The sequence below is a fragment of the Oceanobacter antarcticus genome (assembly GCF_044962685.1).
In the GTDB taxonomy this organism is placed as follows: Bacteria; Pseudomonadota; Gammaproteobacteria; order Pseudomonadales; family Oceanobacteraceae; genus Oceanobacter; species Oceanobacter antarcticus.
In genome coordinates this window covers 198,917-218,665 of the sequence record NZ_JBBKTX010000001.1, presented here as the reverse complement: position 1 = coordinate 218,665, position 19,749 = coordinate 198,917, and the positions used below count along the sequence as shown (strand labels likewise).

Annotated in this window: 15 protein-coding genes; 10 read left to right on the top strand and 5 right to left on the bottom strand. The window is 55.6% G+C overall.

The genetic code is table 11. The features are described 5' to 3' along the window. Positions 1–42: 42 nt before the first annotated feature. Together WG929_RS01015 and pbpC are read left to right on the top strand one after the other, a co-directional pair. Complete coding sequence (locus WG929_RS01015) at positions 43–5,271, top strand: alpha-2-macroglobulin family protein (protein WP_416204516.1); 5,229 nt, start codon at positions 43–45, stop codon at positions 5,269–5,271. A gap of 97 nt (positions 5,272–5,368) precedes the next feature. After that, positions 5,369–7,657 carry a penicillin-binding protein 1C gene (pbpC, locus tag WG929_RS01010; RefSeq protein ID WP_416204515.1) on the top strand — a complete coding sequence of 763 codons (2,289 nt, stop codon included), beginning with the start codon at positions 5,369–5,371 and terminating at the stop codon, positions 7,655–7,657. A gap of 275 nt (positions 7,658–7,932) precedes the next feature. Here pbpC and WG929_RS01005 read toward each other — a convergent pair whose 3' ends face one another. Next, the gene (locus WG929_RS01005) at positions 7,933–8,934 is read right to left on the bottom strand and encodes a flagellar protein MotY (RefSeq protein ID WP_416204514.1); all 1,002 of its coding nucleotides are present in this window, start codon (positions 8,932–8,934) and stop codon (positions 7,933–7,935) included. 297 nt (positions 8,935–9,231) lie between these two features. Here WG929_RS01005 and pyrC point away from each other — a divergent pair, with 297 nt between their 5' ends. The 4 genes from pyrC to WG929_RS00985 all read left to right on the top strand — a co-directional run bounded on the left by pyrC (position 9,232) and on the right by WG929_RS00985 (position 11,950). Further along, complete coding sequence (gene pyrC / locus WG929_RS01000; protein WP_416204513.1) at positions 9,232–10,269, top strand: dihydroorotase; 1,038 nt, start codon at positions 9,232–9,234, stop codon at positions 10,267–10,269. 62 nt (positions 10,270–10,331) lie between these two features. Next, a complete protein-coding gene (rnt, locus tag WG929_RS00995) occupies positions 10,332–10,961 on the top strand; it encodes a ribonuclease T (protein WP_416204512.1) in 630 nt (209 codons plus the stop codon). A gap of 101 nt (positions 10,962–11,062) precedes the next feature. Then, positions 11,063–11,428, top strand: a complete 366-nt coding sequence (locus tag WG929_RS00990; protein WP_416204511.1) for a YacL family protein — start codon at positions 11,063–11,065, stop codon at positions 11,426–11,428. Positions 11,429–11,446: 18 nt separating this feature from the next. Continuing rightward, positions 11,447–11,950, top strand: coding sequence for a GNAT family N-acetyltransferase (locus tag WG929_RS00985; RefSeq protein ID WP_416204510.1), 504 nt, complete (start codon positions 11,447–11,449; stop codon positions 11,948–11,950). A 99-nt stretch (positions 11,951–12,049) separates the two neighbouring features. Here the strand turns inward: WG929_RS00985 and WG929_RS00980 are convergent, their stop codons facing one another. After that, positions 12,050–12,871 (bottom strand): CheR family methyltransferase, encoded by an 822-nt coding sequence (locus WG929_RS00980; RefSeq protein ID WP_416204509.1) that lies wholly within the window; start codon positions 12,869–12,871, stop codon positions 12,050–12,052. A 115-nt stretch (positions 12,872–12,986) separates the two neighbouring features. After that, positions 12,987–13,910, bottom strand: a complete 924-nt coding sequence (locus WG929_RS00975; protein WP_416204508.1) for a chemotaxis protein CheV — start codon at positions 13,908–13,910, stop codon at positions 12,987–12,989. A gap of 128 nt (positions 13,911–14,038) precedes the next feature. Between WG929_RS00975 and flgA the strand changes: the two genes are divergently transcribed. The 4 genes from flgA (at position 14,039) to WG929_RS00955 (ending at position 16,556) form a co-directional block, all read left to right on the top strand. Further along, the gene (flgA, locus tag WG929_RS00970) at positions 14,039–14,737 is read left to right on the top strand and encodes a flagellar basal body P-ring formation chaperone FlgA (protein ID WP_416204507.1); all 699 of its coding nucleotides are present in this window, start codon (positions 14,039–14,041) and stop codon (positions 14,735–14,737) included. A gap of 163 nt (positions 14,738–14,900) precedes the next feature. Further along, entirely contained in the window at positions 14,901–15,215 is a 315-nt protein-coding gene (flgM, locus tag WG929_RS00965; RefSeq protein ID WP_416204506.1) for a flagellar biosynthesis anti-sigma factor FlgM, read from the top strand. A gap of 13 nt (positions 15,216–15,228) precedes the next feature. Beyond that, positions 15,229–15,729 (top strand): flagellar export chaperone FlgN, encoded by a 501-nt coding sequence (flgN, locus tag WG929_RS00960; RefSeq protein ID WP_416204505.1) that lies wholly within the window; start codon positions 15,229–15,231, stop codon positions 15,727–15,729. Positions 15,730–15,776: 47 nt separating this feature from the next. Next, on the top strand, positions 15,777–16,556 hold the full coding sequence (locus tag WG929_RS00955; protein WP_416204504.1) for a flagellar brake protein: 780 nt from the start codon (positions 15,777–15,779) through the stop codon (positions 16,554–16,556). An 86-nt stretch (positions 16,557–16,642) separates the two neighbouring features. On the opposite strand, the gene WG929_RS00950 is transcribed toward WG929_RS00955, so the two are convergent. Both WG929_RS00950 and WG929_RS00945 read right to left on the bottom strand, forming a co-directional pair. Next, the gene (locus tag WG929_RS00950) at positions 16,643–17,950 is read right to left on the bottom strand and encodes a copper resistance protein B (protein ID WP_416204503.1); all 1,308 of its coding nucleotides are present in this window, start codon (positions 17,948–17,950) and stop codon (positions 16,643–16,645) included. Next, the gene (locus WG929_RS00945) at positions 17,947–19,722 is read right to left on the bottom strand and encodes a copper resistance system multicopper oxidase (RefSeq protein WP_416204502.1); all 1,776 of its coding nucleotides are present in this window, start codon (positions 19,720–19,722) and stop codon (positions 17,947–17,949) included. Before WG929_RS00945 ends, WG929_RS00950 begins: the two co-directional genes overlap by 4 nt. Between the last annotated feature and the right edge of the window lie 27 nt (positions 19,723–19,749).

The window sequence follows — 19,749 nt, the reverse complement described above, 5'->3', positions numbered from 1 at the left end:
TAATCCTGCCCACACAACACGGCAGCAAAGGAAGGCATTTCCATGTCCAGCAAGTTACTGCGACGGGCTTTCGTTAGCCTGGTATTGATTGGTCTTTTCAGCATCGTCGGCTGTGACCCATCGGATCCAGAGCCTCCATCCAAAGAGCCACTGCCCAAAGAATCCCCATCCAAAGAGCCACCGCCCAAACAGCTTGCAGGTGAAACACCCACGGTCACCTCCGAATCGGAACCAGTCACAGTCAACCCGAACCTAACCGCTGAACCCACACCGCTGCGACAGCCAGCATCTGATGACACACAGGTAGAGTACGTTGCATCCGTAACACCAGAATCTCTAACACCAGAATCAAGCGAGCCTGGATCAAACGTAACGGAGCCAGTATCCGACGATCTTGAACAACGCTACGCCGGTATTCCTCTTACAGTTGTGCGCATCAGCGAAGCCAGCTACGACGGTGGTAGTACGGTACATATTCAGTTTTCCGTGCCACTGGACGAGCGTCAATCATTTGCAGAGTACATCAGCGTTAACAGCCGCAAGGGCAAAAGCTGGATACTGTCTGACGATCGTCGCAACCTGTATATGCTTGACGCAGAACCACAAACCCAATATCGCCTGACCGTGAACGCCGGGTTAAAAGGCATCAACGACTCCGTATTAAACAGTGCCAGCCGAGCAACCGTCACAACCCAGGCGGCTCCAGCCAGCCTGGAGTTCGCCAGCGATGGCCGGGTATTGGCATTCAGTAGCCAACAAGGGCTGCCGGTGATTACCCAGAATGTAGCCGAAGCCAACGTCAGTTTTTTCCGCTTGCACGATGACAAGCTCAACCAGATCAGCCGCTACCTGGGTCACGGCACACGCGCCTCCCAGTGGAATCTTAATAATCTGGCCAAGCTGGCAGAGCTGAAATACGAAGGCCGCTTCAAACTGACCGATGAACAAAATCACCGTCGCCAGATAAACCTGCCCGTGCGTGATATTCCCGAGCTGGCTACGCCAGGAGTGTATCTGGTGGTGATGCAAGCCCCAGGCACCTTTGAAAACCAGCTGGCGACCACTTACTACAGTCTCACCGATATTGGCTTACACCTGCATCAGTACGCCAACCAGGCCGAATTACTGGTGCAAAGCCTGGAAACCACCCTGCCAATTGCCGCTGCAACGGTTGAATTATTAGGGCAAGACGGTTCCTCCATTAAACTCGGCAACACCAATCGCGATGGACAACTGAGTATCCGCCGTACGTTACTCAATCGTAATAATACTGGCGCTACTCTGGTGGTGCGTAAAGGCACCTCGGTCAGCCTGTTGTCACTGAACACCAGCGCCCTCGATTTGTCCGATTTTCACTTCAGCCAGCGCCCGGCCCACCAGCAGGAGCTGTTTATTTACAGCCCACGGGATTTGTATCGCGGTGGTGAAACCGCTGAATTCTCAGCCTTGCTGCGCGGCCCGGATGGCGAAAAAATCCGGCTACCCAAGCTCAAGGCCGTGTTCACGCGTCCCGATGGCCAACAGGTCAAAACCCTGTCGCTGGCGGCAGAGGACGCCGGTTACTACCATTGGGCCTTGCCGTTGGCAGCAGACGCCATGACAGGGAACTGGAACGTCAGCATCAAGCTGCCAGACAACAGCACCAGCCGCTATCAATTCAAGGTCGAAGACTTTATGCCAGAGCGGCTGAAAATCAGCTGGCACCCGCAGGCCACCCGCAGCGATGCCAACCAACATACCGGTGCAGGCAACCTGATTGTGCCGCTACTGGGCGAGTATTTGTATGGTGCCCCTGCCGCTGGCAATCGTTTGCAGGCGGCGCTGGACATCAAACCCGAACTGCGGCCATTCGAACACTGGCCCGACTACGTGTTTGGTAACGCTGGCGCAACCGACTGGAACAGTCAGAGTCAGCTTGAACACACGCTGGATACGCAAGGCAAACTGGATCTGAATATCGCCAACAGCTGGTCGGCGTCCCCCACTCCCATGGCGGTGACCATTACCGCCAGCCTGTTTGAAAGTGGCGGTCGGCCAGTGGTACGACGGCAGAAAGAAATCTGGTTACCGGAACAGCAACTGGTTGGTGTCAAAGCGCTGTTTGACGACCGTGCTCCTGCCAATGGTATGGCCCATTTTGAACTCCTCATGACCGACGGCAGCGATCAGTTGTTTGCTGCCAGTCAGGTCACGGTACGGCTGATCAATACCAACCCGGACTACGACTGGCGTTATAACAGCAACCGGGGCTGGTACTACGAAAAGCAGGATCGGGCCACGGTAGAACTGAGCCTGGCGGTAGACTTGTCGGCCAGCCAGCCGACCCGTATTGCCGTACCGGTCGACTGGGGCCATTACCGGCTGGAGGTGCAGAACCCGCACAACGGCCAGACTGCCGTGCTGACGTTTGAGTCCGGTTACGCCTGGTATGGTCAGTATGCGCAAAATCGCCAGGGTAATGCTCGCCCGCGTCAGGTCACTCTGGCCTGGGACAAGGGTGGTTATGAGGGTGGCGACGTTGCCCGGCTGTCGATTACTCCACCGGCGGCTGCCGAGCAGTCGCTCGCTCAACCAAACTCTCAATCAAACTCTCAAGCAAGTGCTCAGCCAACCCCCCAACCAACCTCACAGGCGCTGGTGATGGTCGAGGCAGATACCTTGTTATGGCTCAAACGTATCGACCTGAGCAGTCAGGGCGGCCAGGTAGATATTCCCATCGATCCCGGCTGGAAACGTCATGATCTGTACGTCACCGTGCTGTATCTGCAACCGGCCGATAGCCAGAAGCGCATTACCCCGACCCGCGCCGTTGGCCTGATCCATTTGCCGCTGGATCGTCGTGATCGCCAACTGACGATTGAATCCAATGCGCCAGCCAAATGGCTGCCCGATCGTACCGTCAACGTCGATCTGCAGGTCACGGACAACCAGCAACAACCCGTGCAAAAAGCCTGGGTGACACTGGCAGCCGTCGATGTCGGTGTATTGTCGATTTCCCGTTTTGACACACCCGACCCGTTTAGGTTTTTCTTCGAGCCGCGCCGTTACGCCGTTGATCTGTTCGACCTGTATAGTCAGGTGATCGACTTCAACAACAGCCAACCCGCCACACTGAATTTTGGTGGTGATGCCGCCATGGCTCGTGGTGGTGATATGGCCCGTTCGCAGGTGCACATTGTCTCGCTGTTCTCCGGCAAGGTGGCGGTGGTCAACGGTGTGGCCCGTATCCCGCTGCAATTACCCGACTTTAATGGCCGCCTGCGGCTGATGGCCGTTGCCTTCACAGACCATGCGTTTGGGCACCTGGAGCAAGAAGTCACGGTCGCTGCACCGGTGGTTACCCAACTATCGATGCCCCGTTTTGCCGGTATGAACGACGATGCCCAAATTGCCCTGGATGTCACCAACCTGAGCGGAAAATCCCTCACTCTGACGGTGACAGCAGATGCCAGTGGCGCGGTTGAATTCCAGACCGAGCCGCACACTCTGACACTGGCTAACCAGCAAAAACAGACGCTGGTGTACCCGTTCAAGGCGACCTACCCAGAAGCGGCGTCCTTGGGCGATATTGAATTTCGCATGCAGGTAACCGGACTGCAGGAATACCCGATTGACCGCCGCTGGACACTGGTCAGCCGCCCGACCCTGCCCGCCTACACCGAGTTTGCCCGTGGCCGTCTGAGCAGTAATGAGCAACTGCAATTAAGTGCCGAACAGCTGACTGGACTGGACGCCCGTTATATCAGCACCCAACTGACACTGGATGAGCAGGTAAACCTGAATCCACACCGCCAGCTGGACCAACTGCTGCATTATCCTTATGGCTGTCTGGAACAATCGGTCTCCAGCAGTTACCCCTGGCTGATAGTGGGGCAGCAGCAAATCGATGTATTTAATAATGGCACCTCACGCAGCGCTCATCCCATCAGCCGCGAACAAGCGATGGAAGCCGGGATTCAGCGCATCATCAAAAAAGTGCGCAGCAGTGGTGGCTTTTCATTGTGGTCGTCCGATGATCCCTATGAACAGCACTGGCTCACTGCCTACACCACCCAATTCCTGATCGATGCCAAAACCCACGGTTTTGCTGTCGACCAGCAAATCATCGACAAGGCACTGACACGCCTGCATGACTATATTCGGGGTCGAGCTGAAAACGCCGAACGCTGGAATGACGATGCCAGCCTGTACCGTTTTGTCTACCGTGCCTACGCCGCCTATGTGCTGGCCCAGCAGCAGCGCATCACCCTGACCGACGTCCGTAAACTCAGTAACGCCAAGCCTGCCAATGCCACTCCGCTGGCACTGGTTCAATTGGCATTAGCCGCCCGGCAGCTGGGTGATAACGCCCTGGCCAACCAGCTGATGCAACAGGCGCAGCACGCCAAACGACCATCTCATATGTATATTGGTGACTACGGCTCACCCATTCGTGATCAGGCAGCCATTGCCGCCTTGTTAATGGCAAACGGTATGGAACCAGCCTGGGCCGATGACTTGTTGCTCGCACTGGAAACCGAACTGCGCCGCCGCCGTTACCTCAGCACCCAGGAGCGTATTCAGCTGTTAAATGCCTCACAACAGCAAGCACAGCAACAGCAGCAACCATCACCAAACACTCCAGCCTGGCAAGCCAATCTGAGTTATGCCGATGTCAGCCATGACTTGAGCGGCACGCACATGAAGCGCTTTCACTACGATGATCCGACCGTATTGCAAGGCCTTTCCCTCACTAATACCGGGGCCGAATCCGTCAGTGCCGAGCTGGCGGTACAAGGCTACCGCGAGCTGGCCAGCCAACAGAGCAGCGGCAATGTGGCCATCGAACGCCACTATTACAGCCGCACTGGCGAACCCATCGCCCTGACCGATCAACCGTTGAGGTTAGCAACCGGCGACCTGATTCTGGTTGAATTACGCATAGCCAGCACACAGTACCGGCCCGACCTGATGGCAGTCGATCTGCTGCCCGCCGGGCTGGAACTGGAAAATCAGAACCTGCTCGACAGCCAGTCGGTGGCCGACATCCTGGTCGACAGCACATCCGTTGCCGATTGGACCCGCAACAATGGTGTATTACACCAGGAATACCGCGACGACCGCTTTATTGCCGCCCTCGAGACCGGCGCACACCGCAGCTCACGGGTGTTTTATCTGGCTCGTGCCGTCACACCTGGCAAATACCGGATTCCCGGCCCCTTGCTGGAAGATATGTACGACCCGGAAGCCCGCTCCGTGGGAGCCAATGCACACTGGTTAATCATTGAATAAACGGCCTGCCAGCGCGCCTGTTGTATTCACAGCAGTCGCATTAACAGCTGTCGTCCTCACGGCAGTTGTACTAACAGTCGTATTAACGGCCGCGCTGTTGAACTGGCGCTACCCGTTGCAGTTACCCGAACACAACGAGCGCGAATTTGCCCGCGTCGTGGTCGATCGTAACGGCCGCACGCTGCGCGCCTTCCCCGATGCCCAGGGAGTCTGGCGTTTGCCCGTCACGCTGGAGCAGATTGCACCCGCCTACCTGCAAGCGGTTATCCAGTACGAAGATCGCTGGTTTTACTTTCACCCTGGCGTCAACCCGGTTGCCATTGCCCGCGCGGCCTGGCAAAACCTCCGCTGTGGCTGCGTGGTGTCCGGTGGCTCCACCCTGACCATGCAGGTGGCCCGCCGTTTGTATCCCCATACTCGGGATATGCGTGGCAAACTGCAGCAGGCATTACGCGCCTTGCAACTGGAATGGCACCTGAGCAAGGACGAGATTCTTGCCCTGTACCTCAACTATGCTCCCATGGGTGGCGTCATCGAAGGCGTCGAAGCCGCCGCCCAGATGTACCTCGACAAACCCGCCGCAGACCTGTCGCTATCAGAATCTGCGCTGCTGGCAGTACTGCCGCAAGCCCCCAGTTTCCTGCGCCCGGACCGTCACCCACAGCGTGCTCGCGCCGCCCGCGACAAAGTACTCCGGCGCCTGCTCCGATTTCAGGCGATCGATAACGCCGCCTACCAGCAAGCGCTGCTCGACCCGGTCTTTGGCCGTCAACCGGCAACACCTCAACAAGCGCCGCTACTGGCACGCCGGCTGATTCAGGCATACCCGCAACAACGACTGATTCGCACCACCCTGGATGGTGACTTGCAGCGCGAACTCAGCCAGCAATTACAGCGGGATATCCAATTGCTGCCACGGCAACATTCCGCAGCGGTACTGGTGGTTCATAATTCCAGCCATCAAGTGCGCGCTTATATTGGCACCGCCGACTTCGGCGATAGCCAGCGGCTTGGTCATGTCGATATGGTGCAAGCCATTCGCTCGCCGGGTTCAACACTGAAGCCGTTTATTTACGGACTGGCGCTGGATCAGGGACTGATTCACGGTGCCAGCCTGCTAACCGATGCGCCCCGTCTGCGCCAGCAATATCAACCGGGCAACTTCTCCGCCGGGTTTTCCGGGCCAGTAACACCGCAGCAAGCGTTACATTTTTCCCTCAATCTACCCGCCGTCCAGGTGTTGGAAGCCCTGACGCCAGCACATTTTTATGCGGCCTTGAGTAATGCCGGATTCCACTACCAGTTACCTCTCGCCGCCCGTCCGAATCTGTCACTGGCACTGGGAGGTGGCGGGGTCAGCCTGTGGGAACTGGTGATGCTGTACAGTTCGCTTATGAATCAGGGGCAGCTGTTTCCGTTACAGTCAGTACAACAGCCCATCACAGCGCAAGCCAATCAAGTACCTCGCCCGCTGCTCACCCCAGAAGCCGCCTGGGTCACCGCCGACTGGTTACGCAACCCGCTGCCAGACCGCAGCCGCAGTGTTGCCGTTATTCAGCCGCGTCCTTTCGGTTGGAAAACCGGCACCAGCTATGGTTTTCGCGACAGCTGGGCCATCGGCATCACCCCGGAGTACACCGTCGGCGTCTGGTTTGGTCGCCCGGATGGCACCCCATCGCCCGGCTACTTTGGAGCCGTAACCGCCATGCCGACCCTGCAACGGGTGATCACCATGATCGACCGACAGCCCCATTGGCCAGCGCCGCCGTCGCAGGTACAGCAGATAAACGCCTGCTGGCCACTGGGTCGGCTGGCCAGCAACACCCCTGCCGACCAGTGCCATCGCAGCGTCAGTGGCTGGAGCATTCGCCAACTGGTGCCGCCAACCCTGCCAGACAGCGCCAACCCCATCGCCGCCAATCCACTGCCCGTGCTGGTGAACCTACAAGGCCAACGAATCAACGCCCGCTGTGAGAATAACGGCAAAAACAGCACCCAGCGGCTGATCCAGCTGGCGCTGTGGCCAGTGATACTGGAATCCTGGATTCCCGCTGCCCAAAGACTGAGCCACCAACTCCCCGCTCCGGCACCAGGTTGCGCATCCTCACTGATCATCGGGCGTACCTTGCAAATCACCGGTATCGAACCCGGCGAACATATACGTTCAACACAAAGAAACAGCGCGGGCGAACGACAACTGCCCAACCTTGCGCTCGGAGCCAACGGCGGAGTCGGTATGCGTTACTGGTATATCAATGGTATATACCGGGGCAGCAGCGCTGAACGACACGTACTGACCATTCCTTTACGCCGCAACGGTGAACAACACATCGTATTGATAGACGATCAAGGCAACAGTGATCGAATGACCGTTTATGCCGACTAGCTGGCACTTGAGGCCGCGTTCTCAATGATTAAACCGAGCCTGCCAAGAGCCAGCTGGTTTCAGAACAAGACATGAGGAACCTGGTTTAGCGAGCTCAATAAGTGACGAATAACGCCGTACTGGAAGTTACTGGCCTCAGCCCGAAGGGTCAGGGTCAACATCCCGCCATGCGGTGTGATTCGACGTGAAAAGGACGCGTCATTTCTCGGCGTCCAACGCCTTGCCTGACGGAATACTTCCTCCTGACAGGCCGTGGCAAATAATTGAGAACGCCCCTAAGGCTTAAACTTCAGCGCATCCGGTATCGGCATATCGTCACGCATTTCCAGTCGAATGGTTACACGGCGGTTTTCGTTGCGGCCTTTCACGGTTTTATTGCTGGCCACCGGATAGCGGTCACCATGAAAACGGGTGGTGATCATGGTCGGGTCGATGCCTTGTTTGACAAAATAACGCTCGACGTCTTCCACCCGGCGTTTGGACACTTGCCGGTTGTCATAACGACGGCCAACGCTGTCCGAGTGGCCATCCAGGTACAGCGCAAAGACTCTGGGATCGTGTTTGATGTAGTAGGCAACCCGCTCCAGTACCTTGATGTCGTTTTTTTCTATTTTGTCTTCACCGCTGGCGAAAAACACCTTGCTGCGAGCCACCTGATCATAATTCATCGGTAATAACCGACTGATGCAATCAAGAAACTCCGGGTAATAATCCTGAAAGGTGACACCGGAGACGTACACCCGCACAAAGCGGTTGGCGTCATACCAGGTCTGGTGGCTGATCGTCGGGCGTTTGCCTTCCAGCAAGCCATGAATAAACTGGTTGCTGCGGCGTGTATCGAGTGCCAATAGCGGTGTTTCCTGGCGGATACGAACAGTGCCCAGATTTTCGGTACGTTCTGCCGGACGCCAGGGAGGCGGCAATAATGAGACTCTGGCATCACTGTATGCCATGCGGTTTTGGGTGGCTTCGAGTCGAAAAGAGACATGTTCTCCAGCTCGTTGCAAAAAAACAGCGCTGCCGTAGCCCGGAATGGTCTGGCTAAACTGGCAGTCAAATACCGACCCGGAGACGGCCCAGCGGGTGTTGTAAATATCCAGCCCGTATTCCAACGGCATGGCGGTTTGACCGGCCAGCGCTGGCCGAGCCAACCACAGCGAGAATAATAAGCCGAACAACAGCCAAGCCAGCACCCTGCTGGCCTTATAACCAGAGTGTGAGCCAGATTCCGGCACGCCGGGTGAATGACCAGCAGCGAGATTGTCCAGACGAATCATGTGTCTCTACGTTGGCCTCTGTGGTAGTGAAGTTGGCAATAGGCATGTCTCTGAGGGGCTATCGGCCAGTCGCGGAAAATCTTGAACCTTCAACGTGAACAGCCCTCCCGCCAAGCGCTCGCGGCCCTAACGTCAGGAACCACAAAGCCAAGCAGTAAAAAAACGGTTGCGCTACAATGCCGGGTCACATTTTTGCCTGTCGGAATCACTGCCAGCCACCGTGTAGCAACCATGAGTCATGGCCGCAGCACGCAGACAGCGTCAAACAGCACAGTAAAACGTAAAGAAGGAAACCTCATGACCGACCGCTTGACGATCACCCGCCCGGACGACTGGCATTTACACGTTCGCGATGGCCAGGTACTGCAACACACAGTCGCCGCCACTGCTCGGGTGATGAAACGAGCGATCATCATGCCCAACCTGCAACCACCGGTGATGAATGCCGAACAGGCATTGGCTTACCGCGAGCGCATTCTGGCCCAGGCTGGCGACAGCGGTTTTGACCCGTTAATGGTGCTTTACCTGACCGACAACACCACGCCCGAGATGATCAGCGCTGCCAAGGCTACTGGCCGCGTTGTGGCAGCCAAGCTGTATCCGGCGGGTGCCACAACCAACTCAGCCTCCGGCGTTACCGACCTCGGCAAGCTTGATGACGTTTGCGCGGCACTGGCTGACAACGATATGAAACTGCTGGTACACGGTGAAGTAACCCACCAGCACATCGATATTTTTGACCGCGAAAAAGAATTTCTCGATACCGTACTGGCACCGCTGGCAAGCAAACACAAAGCACTGAGCCTGGTGGTGGAACACATCACCACCAAAGACGCCGCCGAGTTTGTATTGAGTCAGGGTGACAACGTCGCCGCCACCATTACCGTGCAGCATCTGGCCTACAACCGTAACCACATGCTGGTTGGCGGTATTCGACCGCATTTTTATTGTCTGCCGATTCTGAAGCGCAATATTCACCAGCAAGCGCTGCAAGACGCGGTGGTCTCTGGTAGCCGCAAGTTTTTCCTCGGTACCGACAGTGCTCCTCATGCCAGGGGTGCCAAGGAAAATGCCTGTGGTTGTGCCGGTTGCTATACCGCTTACGGCGCGATTGAGCTGTATGCCGAAATTTTTGAAGACCTCGGTGTCCTCAACAACCTGGAAGGCTTCGCCAGTCACTACGGCCCCGATTTCTACCACCTGCCACGTAACGAAGACACCATTACCCTGGTGAAATCCGCGTGGCAGGTGCCCTCTGAAATGCCCTTTGGCAACGACATCATTGTGCCATTGCGTGCGGGTGAAACCCTGCGCTGGCAACTGCAAAACTCCTGAAGATAAGGCTTAGGATGAGTACAACTCCCGCTGGAAACGGCGAAAAGCAGGAAAAAACCCCAATGGCCCAACGCTTCCGCGGCTTTTTGCCCGTGGTGGTCGATGTGGAAACCGGTGGGTTTAATCCCGATACCGACGCCCTGCTCGAAATTGCCATGGTCACCCTGCGCATGGATGACGAAGGCTATATCCACCCAGACCAGACGTTGTCTGCCGAGGTGCACCCGTTTGACGGTGCCAACCTGGAACAGGAAGCCCTCGACTTCACCGGCATCGACCCGTTCGACCCGGAACGGGATGCCGAATTTGAAATCGACGTGCTGACCAATATGTTTCAGGTGGTGCGTCGTGAGATTAAACACTACGGCTGTAACCGGGCCGTCCTGGTCGGCCACAACGCGCATTTCGATCACGCCTTTCTGCGTGCTGCGATTGAGCGTAACGACATCAAGCGCGACCCGTTCCACCCGTTTTCGTCATTCGATACCGCCTCGATTGCCGCCATCGCCCTCGGCCAGACCGTGTTGGCGAAAAGCTGCATTACCGCCGGGCTCGATTTCGACAACAGCGCCGCCCACAGCGCCGCCTACGACACCTGGAAAACCGCTGAGCTGTTCTGCTTTATTGTGAACCGCTACAAGGATCTGGGTGGCTGGCCACTGGCGATTGAACCCGGTGTCCAGCTAGACTGAACGGTACTGCACCGTGCCGCCGCTGAGCGTAACAGCACAGCGGTTTGACACCATCCTTCGTGACACCACGATCATGCTCTATCCGTTATGTGAGATTCCCCTTGGATTACGAATTCTGGTTTGAAGGCAATAAGCCTGCTGCCCGCCTTGATGAAGAGCACTCCCTGATTGGCAACTGGCTGACCGATGAGATCGGTGACGACCTGAAGCACCTGCGGGCACTGATCACCACCGCAGAGTTGCTGCAATCCGGTGGCTTGCGAGATTATCGCTGGCAGGGAAAAGAAACAATTTTGCAAATGACGCAACACGAGGTCGATATCTCATCCAACGCCTTGATGTTCGATGAAGACCTTGATCTGGAAGATGAATCCCTGACACTACACGATTACGATCTGACCGCAGGCTGTGGGCTTGAAGACTTTATCGAGCTGATGCAAGCCTGGAAAGAATTTATCGCTAGCTGAACCACTCCGGGAATCCCGATGTACGCACACACCGACTACCGTATACGGCTGGCGCAAGCCACCGACGCCGACGTCTGTTTTGCTATTGAAAACAGTGCCTATCAAGGCGATGAAGCCGCGACGCTGGAAAAAATTCGCCAGCGTATCGATCATTATCCACAAGGGTTTCTGGTACTGGAACTGGCCGGAGCCATCATCGGTTTCGTCAATTCCGGCTGTTGTTTCAAGGTGGCGATGGACAACGAAGCGTTCAAGCAACTGGCAGGCCACGATCCGCAAGGCCCGGAAAATGTCGTGATGTCGGTGGTGATTCACCCGGTATGGCAGCGTCATGGCTGGGGTCGTACGCTGTTGCTCAATTACATTGAGCATATGCGCCGTCTCGGCAAGCAACGTATTCATCTGATGTGTCGCAGCCAACACATCCGTTTTTATCAGCGTGCCGGTTTTATATACCAGTCCGAATCTGCCTCCAGCCACGGCGGCTTGCAATGGCATGAAATGAAGCTGGAGCTTGCCTGAGCAGCTGACCGACCGACAGCATCAGGATTCAATCCCCACTAGCGTTTAACCAACCACTCTTGTTCACCCAACGACGATTGTTCACCCAACGACGATTGTTCAACGCGCCCGATAAATAATACCGGGATGGCACTGCACCATCTCGAAATACTCGCCCAGGTTATGCAGACTCTCCGACGCCCCAAGCACCAGATAGCCTTGTGGGTTCAGGCTGCCATGCATCCGTTTGATAATGTCGTACTTCAGATCGGCAGAAAAATAGATCAGTACATTACGGCAATAAATCACATCGAACTTGCCCAGCCCGGTAAAGCTCTGCTGCAAATTCTGCTGGCGAAAATCCACCCGGCTCTTGATCTTCGGATCAATCTGCCAGCGATCACCATCCAGCGGATGGAAATAACTTTTCAGATGCTGTTCGTTCATGCCACGACGAATAGCCAGCTGCTGATAAATACCGTCTTTCGCCTGCGCCAGCGAACTGGGAGAGATATCGGTCGCCAGAATCCGCTCACCGGTTGCCAGGCTGCCAGGAGAACGTTTGCGAAACTCTTCAATCTCGATACTGAGCGAATACGGTTCCTGGCCCGTTGAACAAGCAGCAGACCAGATTTTTAACGGGCGGCGCAACCCGGCCAATTCCGGCAATAAACGCTCACGAAACACCCGGTACGGATGTTCATCGCGAAACCACAGCGTCTCGTTGGTGGTCATAGCGTCAATCACCAGCTCCTGCAAGCGTCGATTGCCGTTGAGCGTGCTCAGCAAGTCGGAAATCGAGCTCAGGTTGTGCTTCTCCAGCAATCGCCGCAGACGACTGCTGACCAGATATTCCTTGCCATCGCCCAGCATGATGCCGCTGGATTGCTCCAGCATGTCCCGAAACCGGAGATACTCATCTGCAGTGATCTGGAGTGTCATACTCAGTCCTGAAAAAATTCGGCGTCACACGCCACTTAACGGATGGGAAACCGTCATTCAATTGCGATCCAAGCTGTTGCAATGTTGCAACCGTCTTCTCCTGGCCAAGACCGGCTCAGCAAGACTGAACCCGCATAGCCACCTGTCCAGCCAAGACGTCAGGATCAAATTTGGCGATAAAATCATCGGCCCCCACTTTTTCCACCATCGCCTTGTTGAATACACCACTCAACGAGGAATGCAGCACCACATGAAAACCGGCCATCCGTGAATCAGCACGAATCCGAGTCGTCAGTGTATAACCATCCATTTCCGGCATTTCAATATCGGACACCATCATCATATACACGTCTTGCAAGCGCTCGCCACGCTCCGCGATCTCGTACAGATGCTCCCAGGCCTGACGGCCATCGTTCATCGATACCACTTCCACACCCAGATTTTCCAGACAACGGGTAATCTGTTTACGGGCAATCTTGGAATCGTCCACGATCAGCACCCGGTGTGCTTTCGCACGCTGATGCACTTCTTCTGAAATAAGACCGGCGCTGATTTCTTCATTGATCGGAGAAACTTCTGCCAGAATTTTCTCCACATCAATAATCTCTACCATCTGCTTGTCCACCTGCGTCACCGCCGTCAGGTAGTGTTCTTTACCCGTGCCCCGTGGTGGTGGATGGATCTCTTCCCAGTTCATATTGATGATGCGCTCAACACCACCAACCAGGAACCCCTGAGTCTTGCCGTTGTACTCGGTAATAATCACAAATGCATTATTCAGATCGCTCAACCCCGCATTCCCCGTTGCCAGCCCCATATCCATGATCGGGATCGTGCCCGATCGAATATGCGCCACACCGCGAACGACAGGATTACTGCCCGGCAAAACAGTCAGCTTGGGGCACTGTAGTACCTCCTTCACCTTGAACACGTTAATGCCGTAAACCTGTCGCCCGTTTACACGGAACAGCAACAGCTCCAGCCGGTTGGCACCGACCAACTGGGTTCGCTGGTTAACCGCATCTAACACACCAGCCATAAAAAGCTCCCGAAAAGTTATCCGGCACAGCCCTTGCAAAACCTCTGTCAGGTTCAACAAGCGCTGCTTAATCGCCAGAATCATGACGTTTACATCAGTCACCTAAAAGCATAGTAGAGAACCAGACAGTGCGTCGGATAATTGTTTTACTCCTGATATGCCAACCTCTCTGGGCTGATAAACTCCAGACTGCGGCGCTTTGGACGACTGAATCCTGGCAGACAACACTGCAACACCAGTTACTGCAGCAGTGGACGGACATCAGTGGCGACGCCCATGGCAACCGGGTTTCGCTGGTGGGCCTCAGCCCCGATTATCAACTGCCCGCCTGCAACCAGACACTGAATATCGAGCTGGCCCGGCCACTGCAACCGGGGCGTAATGGTGTTGAGCTGCGCTGTGCCTCGCCCTGGTGGCAACAATTTGTCGCGGTCGAACTGCACGTGATGGAAAGCGTCGCCATTCTGACGCAAGCCGCTCGTTCCGGTGACAGCACCGCCAGCGCCAGCATCCAGTTTGCGGAACAGGATCTGGGAAATCTGCAACAAGGCTATATCCGCAGCCCGGAACAACTGCAGGGTATGGAATTTCGCCGGAACCTGCGTCCAGGCACCGTAATCACCCCGGACATGCTGATCTCAAAATTGCTGATAGAGCGCGGTGCGCTGGTGCGTATTCACCTGCAACGGGGTGCCATCCAGCTGCAAACCGAAGGCGACGCCCTGAGCCAAGGCCGCAAGGGCGACACCATTCGAGTACGTAACCGCCGCTCCGGCAAGAGCCTCACTGCCGAAGTCATCGGCCCCGGAGAGGTCACTATCCGTTAGTCGCTTAAATGAACCGATGACCTTTATGGCAGCGCGCACACGCACGAATAGCAGCAAATCGACAAACTGCAAAAAAAAATCAAACAATACTAAAGTCTTTTGGCAAACCGCCGATACAGACATGGCAGGGGTTTATACAATGCAATGGTTCGGAGATTTCACAATGAATATCAACAAGTTAACAGGTGCCATCGACACCGGTAGTCGCGCTTCAGCGAAAACCGCCGATGCCACCAGCCCAATGTCAGCCAAGGGTGATCCAGCCTCCAGCACCCAGAATGCCAGCTACAGCGATCAGGTCAAACTGAGCGCCAGCAGCAAAAGCATCCAACAGGTTGAGGCTGAAATCAGTGCCATGCCTGAGGTGAACGATGCCACCGTCGACCGCATCAGAGCCGCCATCGACAGCGGTGAATACAAAATCGATTATGAAAAACTGGCAGGAAAAATGCTGGACTTTGAAGGACGCCTGAACTGAGCATTAAACAGCCATGAATTCTACTGCCAATGTGTACCTGCCAACGCCGGAATGTCATCAGCTGCGCCAGCTGTTGCTTGATGAACTGGCCCTGGGACGCCTGCTACAACACCAACTGGAGCAGGAAGGCCAGCTGCTGGCCCGCATGGAGCCTGAACAACTACAACGTGCCGGACAATCCAAGTCGGCGATATTGCAGCGCCTGAATGACCAGGCCAAACAACGCATGGACTGGATGAGCCAGCAACAACTACCGCTGGCGGCCGATTTTCTCCAGCATCCACAAATTCGCCAGCAGCCAGAGATTGCCCGCTTGTGGCAACAGCTTGCCGCTCAATATCGTCATAACCGCGATCGTTCCATCCAGCTGAACGAACTGGTTCTTACCGCCCGGCGCCGCATCCAGCAACGTCTCCATATTTTACGTGGCCAACCCGACCGCTCGCCATTGCTCTACACTGAAACAGGCCAGGGCAAATCGGCACGCCGAGGCCAGGGCTACATTCAGGCCTGATCGCCTCCTTTATATAACCAACGCCTACCCCGGCCAGGAGGTTACGTGTGACATCCCCAACCCACACTCCAGCACACAACACACACGACAATCCACCGCAGGACTGCACACTGAATCAGGATGAAGACATCTACGGTGCGCTCCGCCGGCTGGTACTGCTGCAAGCGCCGGTAAGAGTACAGATTGACGACCAAACAACCGCCTTCTGTGCTCAAATAACCGATGTGCAGCTGAATAATCGCAGCTTTTTTATGACCCGGTTACAACCAGATAAAGGCAATGATCTGATCCGTCAGGGCAAACGCTTCCGCATTGATTGTGACAACCAGGGCATTCGTATTCGTTTCGTCGCCGATGGCCGTCTGCGCTACCAGAGTGCTGAACAACAGTATCGTGGTGAATTCCCCAGCCAGGTTGAATACCTGCAACGGCGCGATGCTTACCGGGTCAATGTGCCAGCGGCCCACTATCTGGTGGTCGAGATACCGGATCAGCACCCGACACCCGACGAGCAGACAGCTCCGCGCTATTACTATAAAGGAAGGCTGCAGGATTTATCAGAATCCGGCTTCAAAGCCTGTTTTGACGGTGATATTCGAGACGACCTGAAACAGCTGGATTCGATTGCCGCCGCCATCGTACGCTGCAACGAACAACACTACCTGGATTGCGGGCTGGAACTACGCCACCTGATGCTCGATAGCGCTGGCAATACCCTCGCCGGATTTGTATTTACCCGGATTTCCTCTGCTGCCCGCCGTTATATATACCGTCTGACCACCGACTTTCAGTGGGAAGAACGGCAATTCAAAATTACACCCTCGTAACATTTACAGCCCTGGTATTGACTACCGCCCGGCCCAGACTGCCCTCCGTGGCTGTCCGCATCTCGAAGCCAGAGCCATACACTACGCTACAACCAGGCTTTTACACCTAACACCCATTCGGTGCTGGCACGCTCTCCAAGGATGGCAGCAGTGCTACCATAACGATGACTACGTTCAACACCGAAGTAGGGTGCAAACCGGCGACTGAATTCGTAACGCAACCGAGCACCAAACTGAGTGCTGTTCAGCCCCTGACCAAACGCTCCTTCCGGGTCACGCTTACCGGTTGCCGTTAAAGCACCATCCAATCCGAGTATCCAACGCTGGGTAAACAACAGGTCGTATTCGGCCTCCAGCTCCAGTTGCGTGACGCCCTGCTTGCCGACAAACAGCATAGCCTGGCTTTCAAACCAGTACGGAGCCAAGCCCTGAAAACCGACACCCACCCAGTTACGATCCAGATCATCCGAGCTGTCATGTCGCGCTCCCAATTGAGTATTCCAGAACGCGGTCAGGGCATGTCGCCAGTACACGCCCAGCTCGGCATCGGTAGCACCGTTCTGGCGCTCGCCATCGAGTTGCACAACCGCTCGCTCCCAGGTGGTGCCGTACCAATATTCGCCACTCAGACGCTGAGAGGTATCACCATCGTGCCGAGACCATTCGAAGTGATCGATCATCAGCGCAGAAAAACGATGTTCATCGGCCAAACGCAGCTGGCGGGGGCCTTTCCTGGCGTAGGGGCCAGAGGTCAGGGTGTAACCGCCGGAATAGGCATTCGGGTCGCGGGCATTGGTCGGCGCTGAACCACCCTGCATCCGCATACTGGAGTGATCCATCTGGCCATGATCCATATTTTCATGGTTCATACCTTCATGATTCATACCTTCGTGAGGCATCTCGCCTTGATTCATCATGGAATGATCCATCTGGCCATGATCCATACCTTCATGGTTCATACCTTCATGATTCATACCTTCGTGAGGCATCTCGCCTTGATTCATCATGGAGTGATCCATCTGGCTATGATCCATATTTTCATGGCTCATGCCTTCGTGGTGCATCTCGCCTTGATTCATCATGGAATGATCCATCTGGCTATGATCCATACCTTCGTGGTTCATACCTTCATGGTTCATACCTTCGTGGTTCATACCTTCGTGGTGCATCTCGCCTTGATTCATCATGGAATGATCCATCTGGCCATGATCCATACCTTCATGGTTCATACCTTCATGGTTCATGCCTTCGTGGTTCATGCAATTGGCATCACCAGCCTGGCATTCCATACCAGACATCATGGTGCTGGTTTCTGCCCAGCTAATGGGAGCCACCAGCAACCCGGCCAGCAAACATGCCTCTGCGATCGGCTTTTTCATCATCAGTATTTTCATGCGATCACCACCTCGCGGAACATGCCCGCGTCCATATGGAACATCAGGTGGCAATGCCACGCCCAACGTCCGACAGCATCTGCTGTTACCTGATAACTGACACGTTGTGCCGGTTGTACCGGAATGGTGTGCAACCGCGCCTGAAATTCACCCCGGTCATTTTCCAGTTCGCTCCACACGCCGTGCATGTGCATCGGGTGGGTCATCATGGTGTCGTTCTGCAAAATTACCCGCACCCGCTCGCCATGGCGAAAATGTACCGGAGTCGACTGGCCAAATTCGACCCCATCAAACGACCAGCTGTAGCGTTCCATATTGCCGGTCAAATGCAGTTCGACTTCACGCTCGGGGTCGCGTTTATCCATTGAGCCACCTAACGTATGTAAGTCCGCCAGGGTTAACACCCGCCGACCATTGTTACGCAAGCCAATACCGGGATCATCCAGATTGGTGCGCGGTGTATCGACGCGCATATCCACTTGCGGGCCGTATTCACTGCTGGCGTGATGGACAGTGGCAGACGGCACCGCCATGCCCCTGGGTTTCATATCGCCGTGATTCATACCTGCGTGATCCATGCCTGCCATACTGCCCATGCCCGACATACCACCCGACATACCACCCGACATATCGCCCATCATATCGGCCATGGTTAACCACTCCGGTTTATCCATAGCCGGTACAGCGGCCGCTAGCCCCATGGCTGGAGTCAGCGTTCCGCGTGCATAGCCGGAACGACCCATGTTCTGAGCAAAAATGGTGTACGGCTGATCCGCCGGATGCACGATCACGTCGTAGGTTTCACCTGGACCAAAGCGGAATTCATCCACCGTTACCGGCTCCAGATTCTGACCATCTGCCTGTACGACCGTTAGTTTCAAACCGGGAATACGCACATCATAGAAGGTGTTGCCAGCGCCATTGATAAACCGCAGCCGCACGTACTCACCCGGTTTAAACACACCGCTCCAGTTACCCGCCGGAGCCGTACCGTTCATCAGATAGGTAAAGGTTTCGCCAGAGGTATCGGCCAGGTCGGTCGGGCTCATACGCATGTCGTTCCACATTTTGCGCATGGCGAACGCTTCGCTGAGGCCATAACGCTGGGCGTCGCGAATAAAATCTGGCCCGGTGGGCTGACTGTAGTTGTAATAATCCGACTGGTTTTTTAGCTTGGCGAACACATCCATCGGGTTTTCGTCAGTCCAGTCCGACAGCACCACCGCCATCTCACGGTCGTAGTAGACCGGGTCTGACGCTTTCGGGCGCACAATAATTGCGCCGTACATGCCTGTTAGCTCCTGAAAACCGGAATGGGAGTGATACCAATACGTCCCGCTTTGCTCGACCTTGAACTGGTAGGTAAAGGTCTCACCTGGAGCAATCCCCGCAAAGCTGATACCCGGCACACCATCCATCTGATACGGCAGAATAATGCCGTGCCAATGAATCGAGGTGCTCACCGCCAAGTCATTACGCACCCGGATGGTGACCGTTTCACCTTCTTGCCACACCAGTGTCGGCGCTGGAACCGAACCATTAATAGCCGTGGCCTTGCCGCGACTGCCGGTAAAATTCACCGCCAGTTCACTCACCACCAAATCAAACTGAGTGCCGGTCAGTACCTGCACTTGTGGATTGTTGCTGGCAGGCAAAGATCCCGCCCGAGCATTGCCCATGCCAGCCAGTGCCACCCCCGTTGCTAACCCTTGCACAAACCGTCGCCGTGATAACCCGCTGGCCGAGATGCCAGTGGGAGTCAGAATCTTCATCACACTACCCCTGCTATATTCCATTTA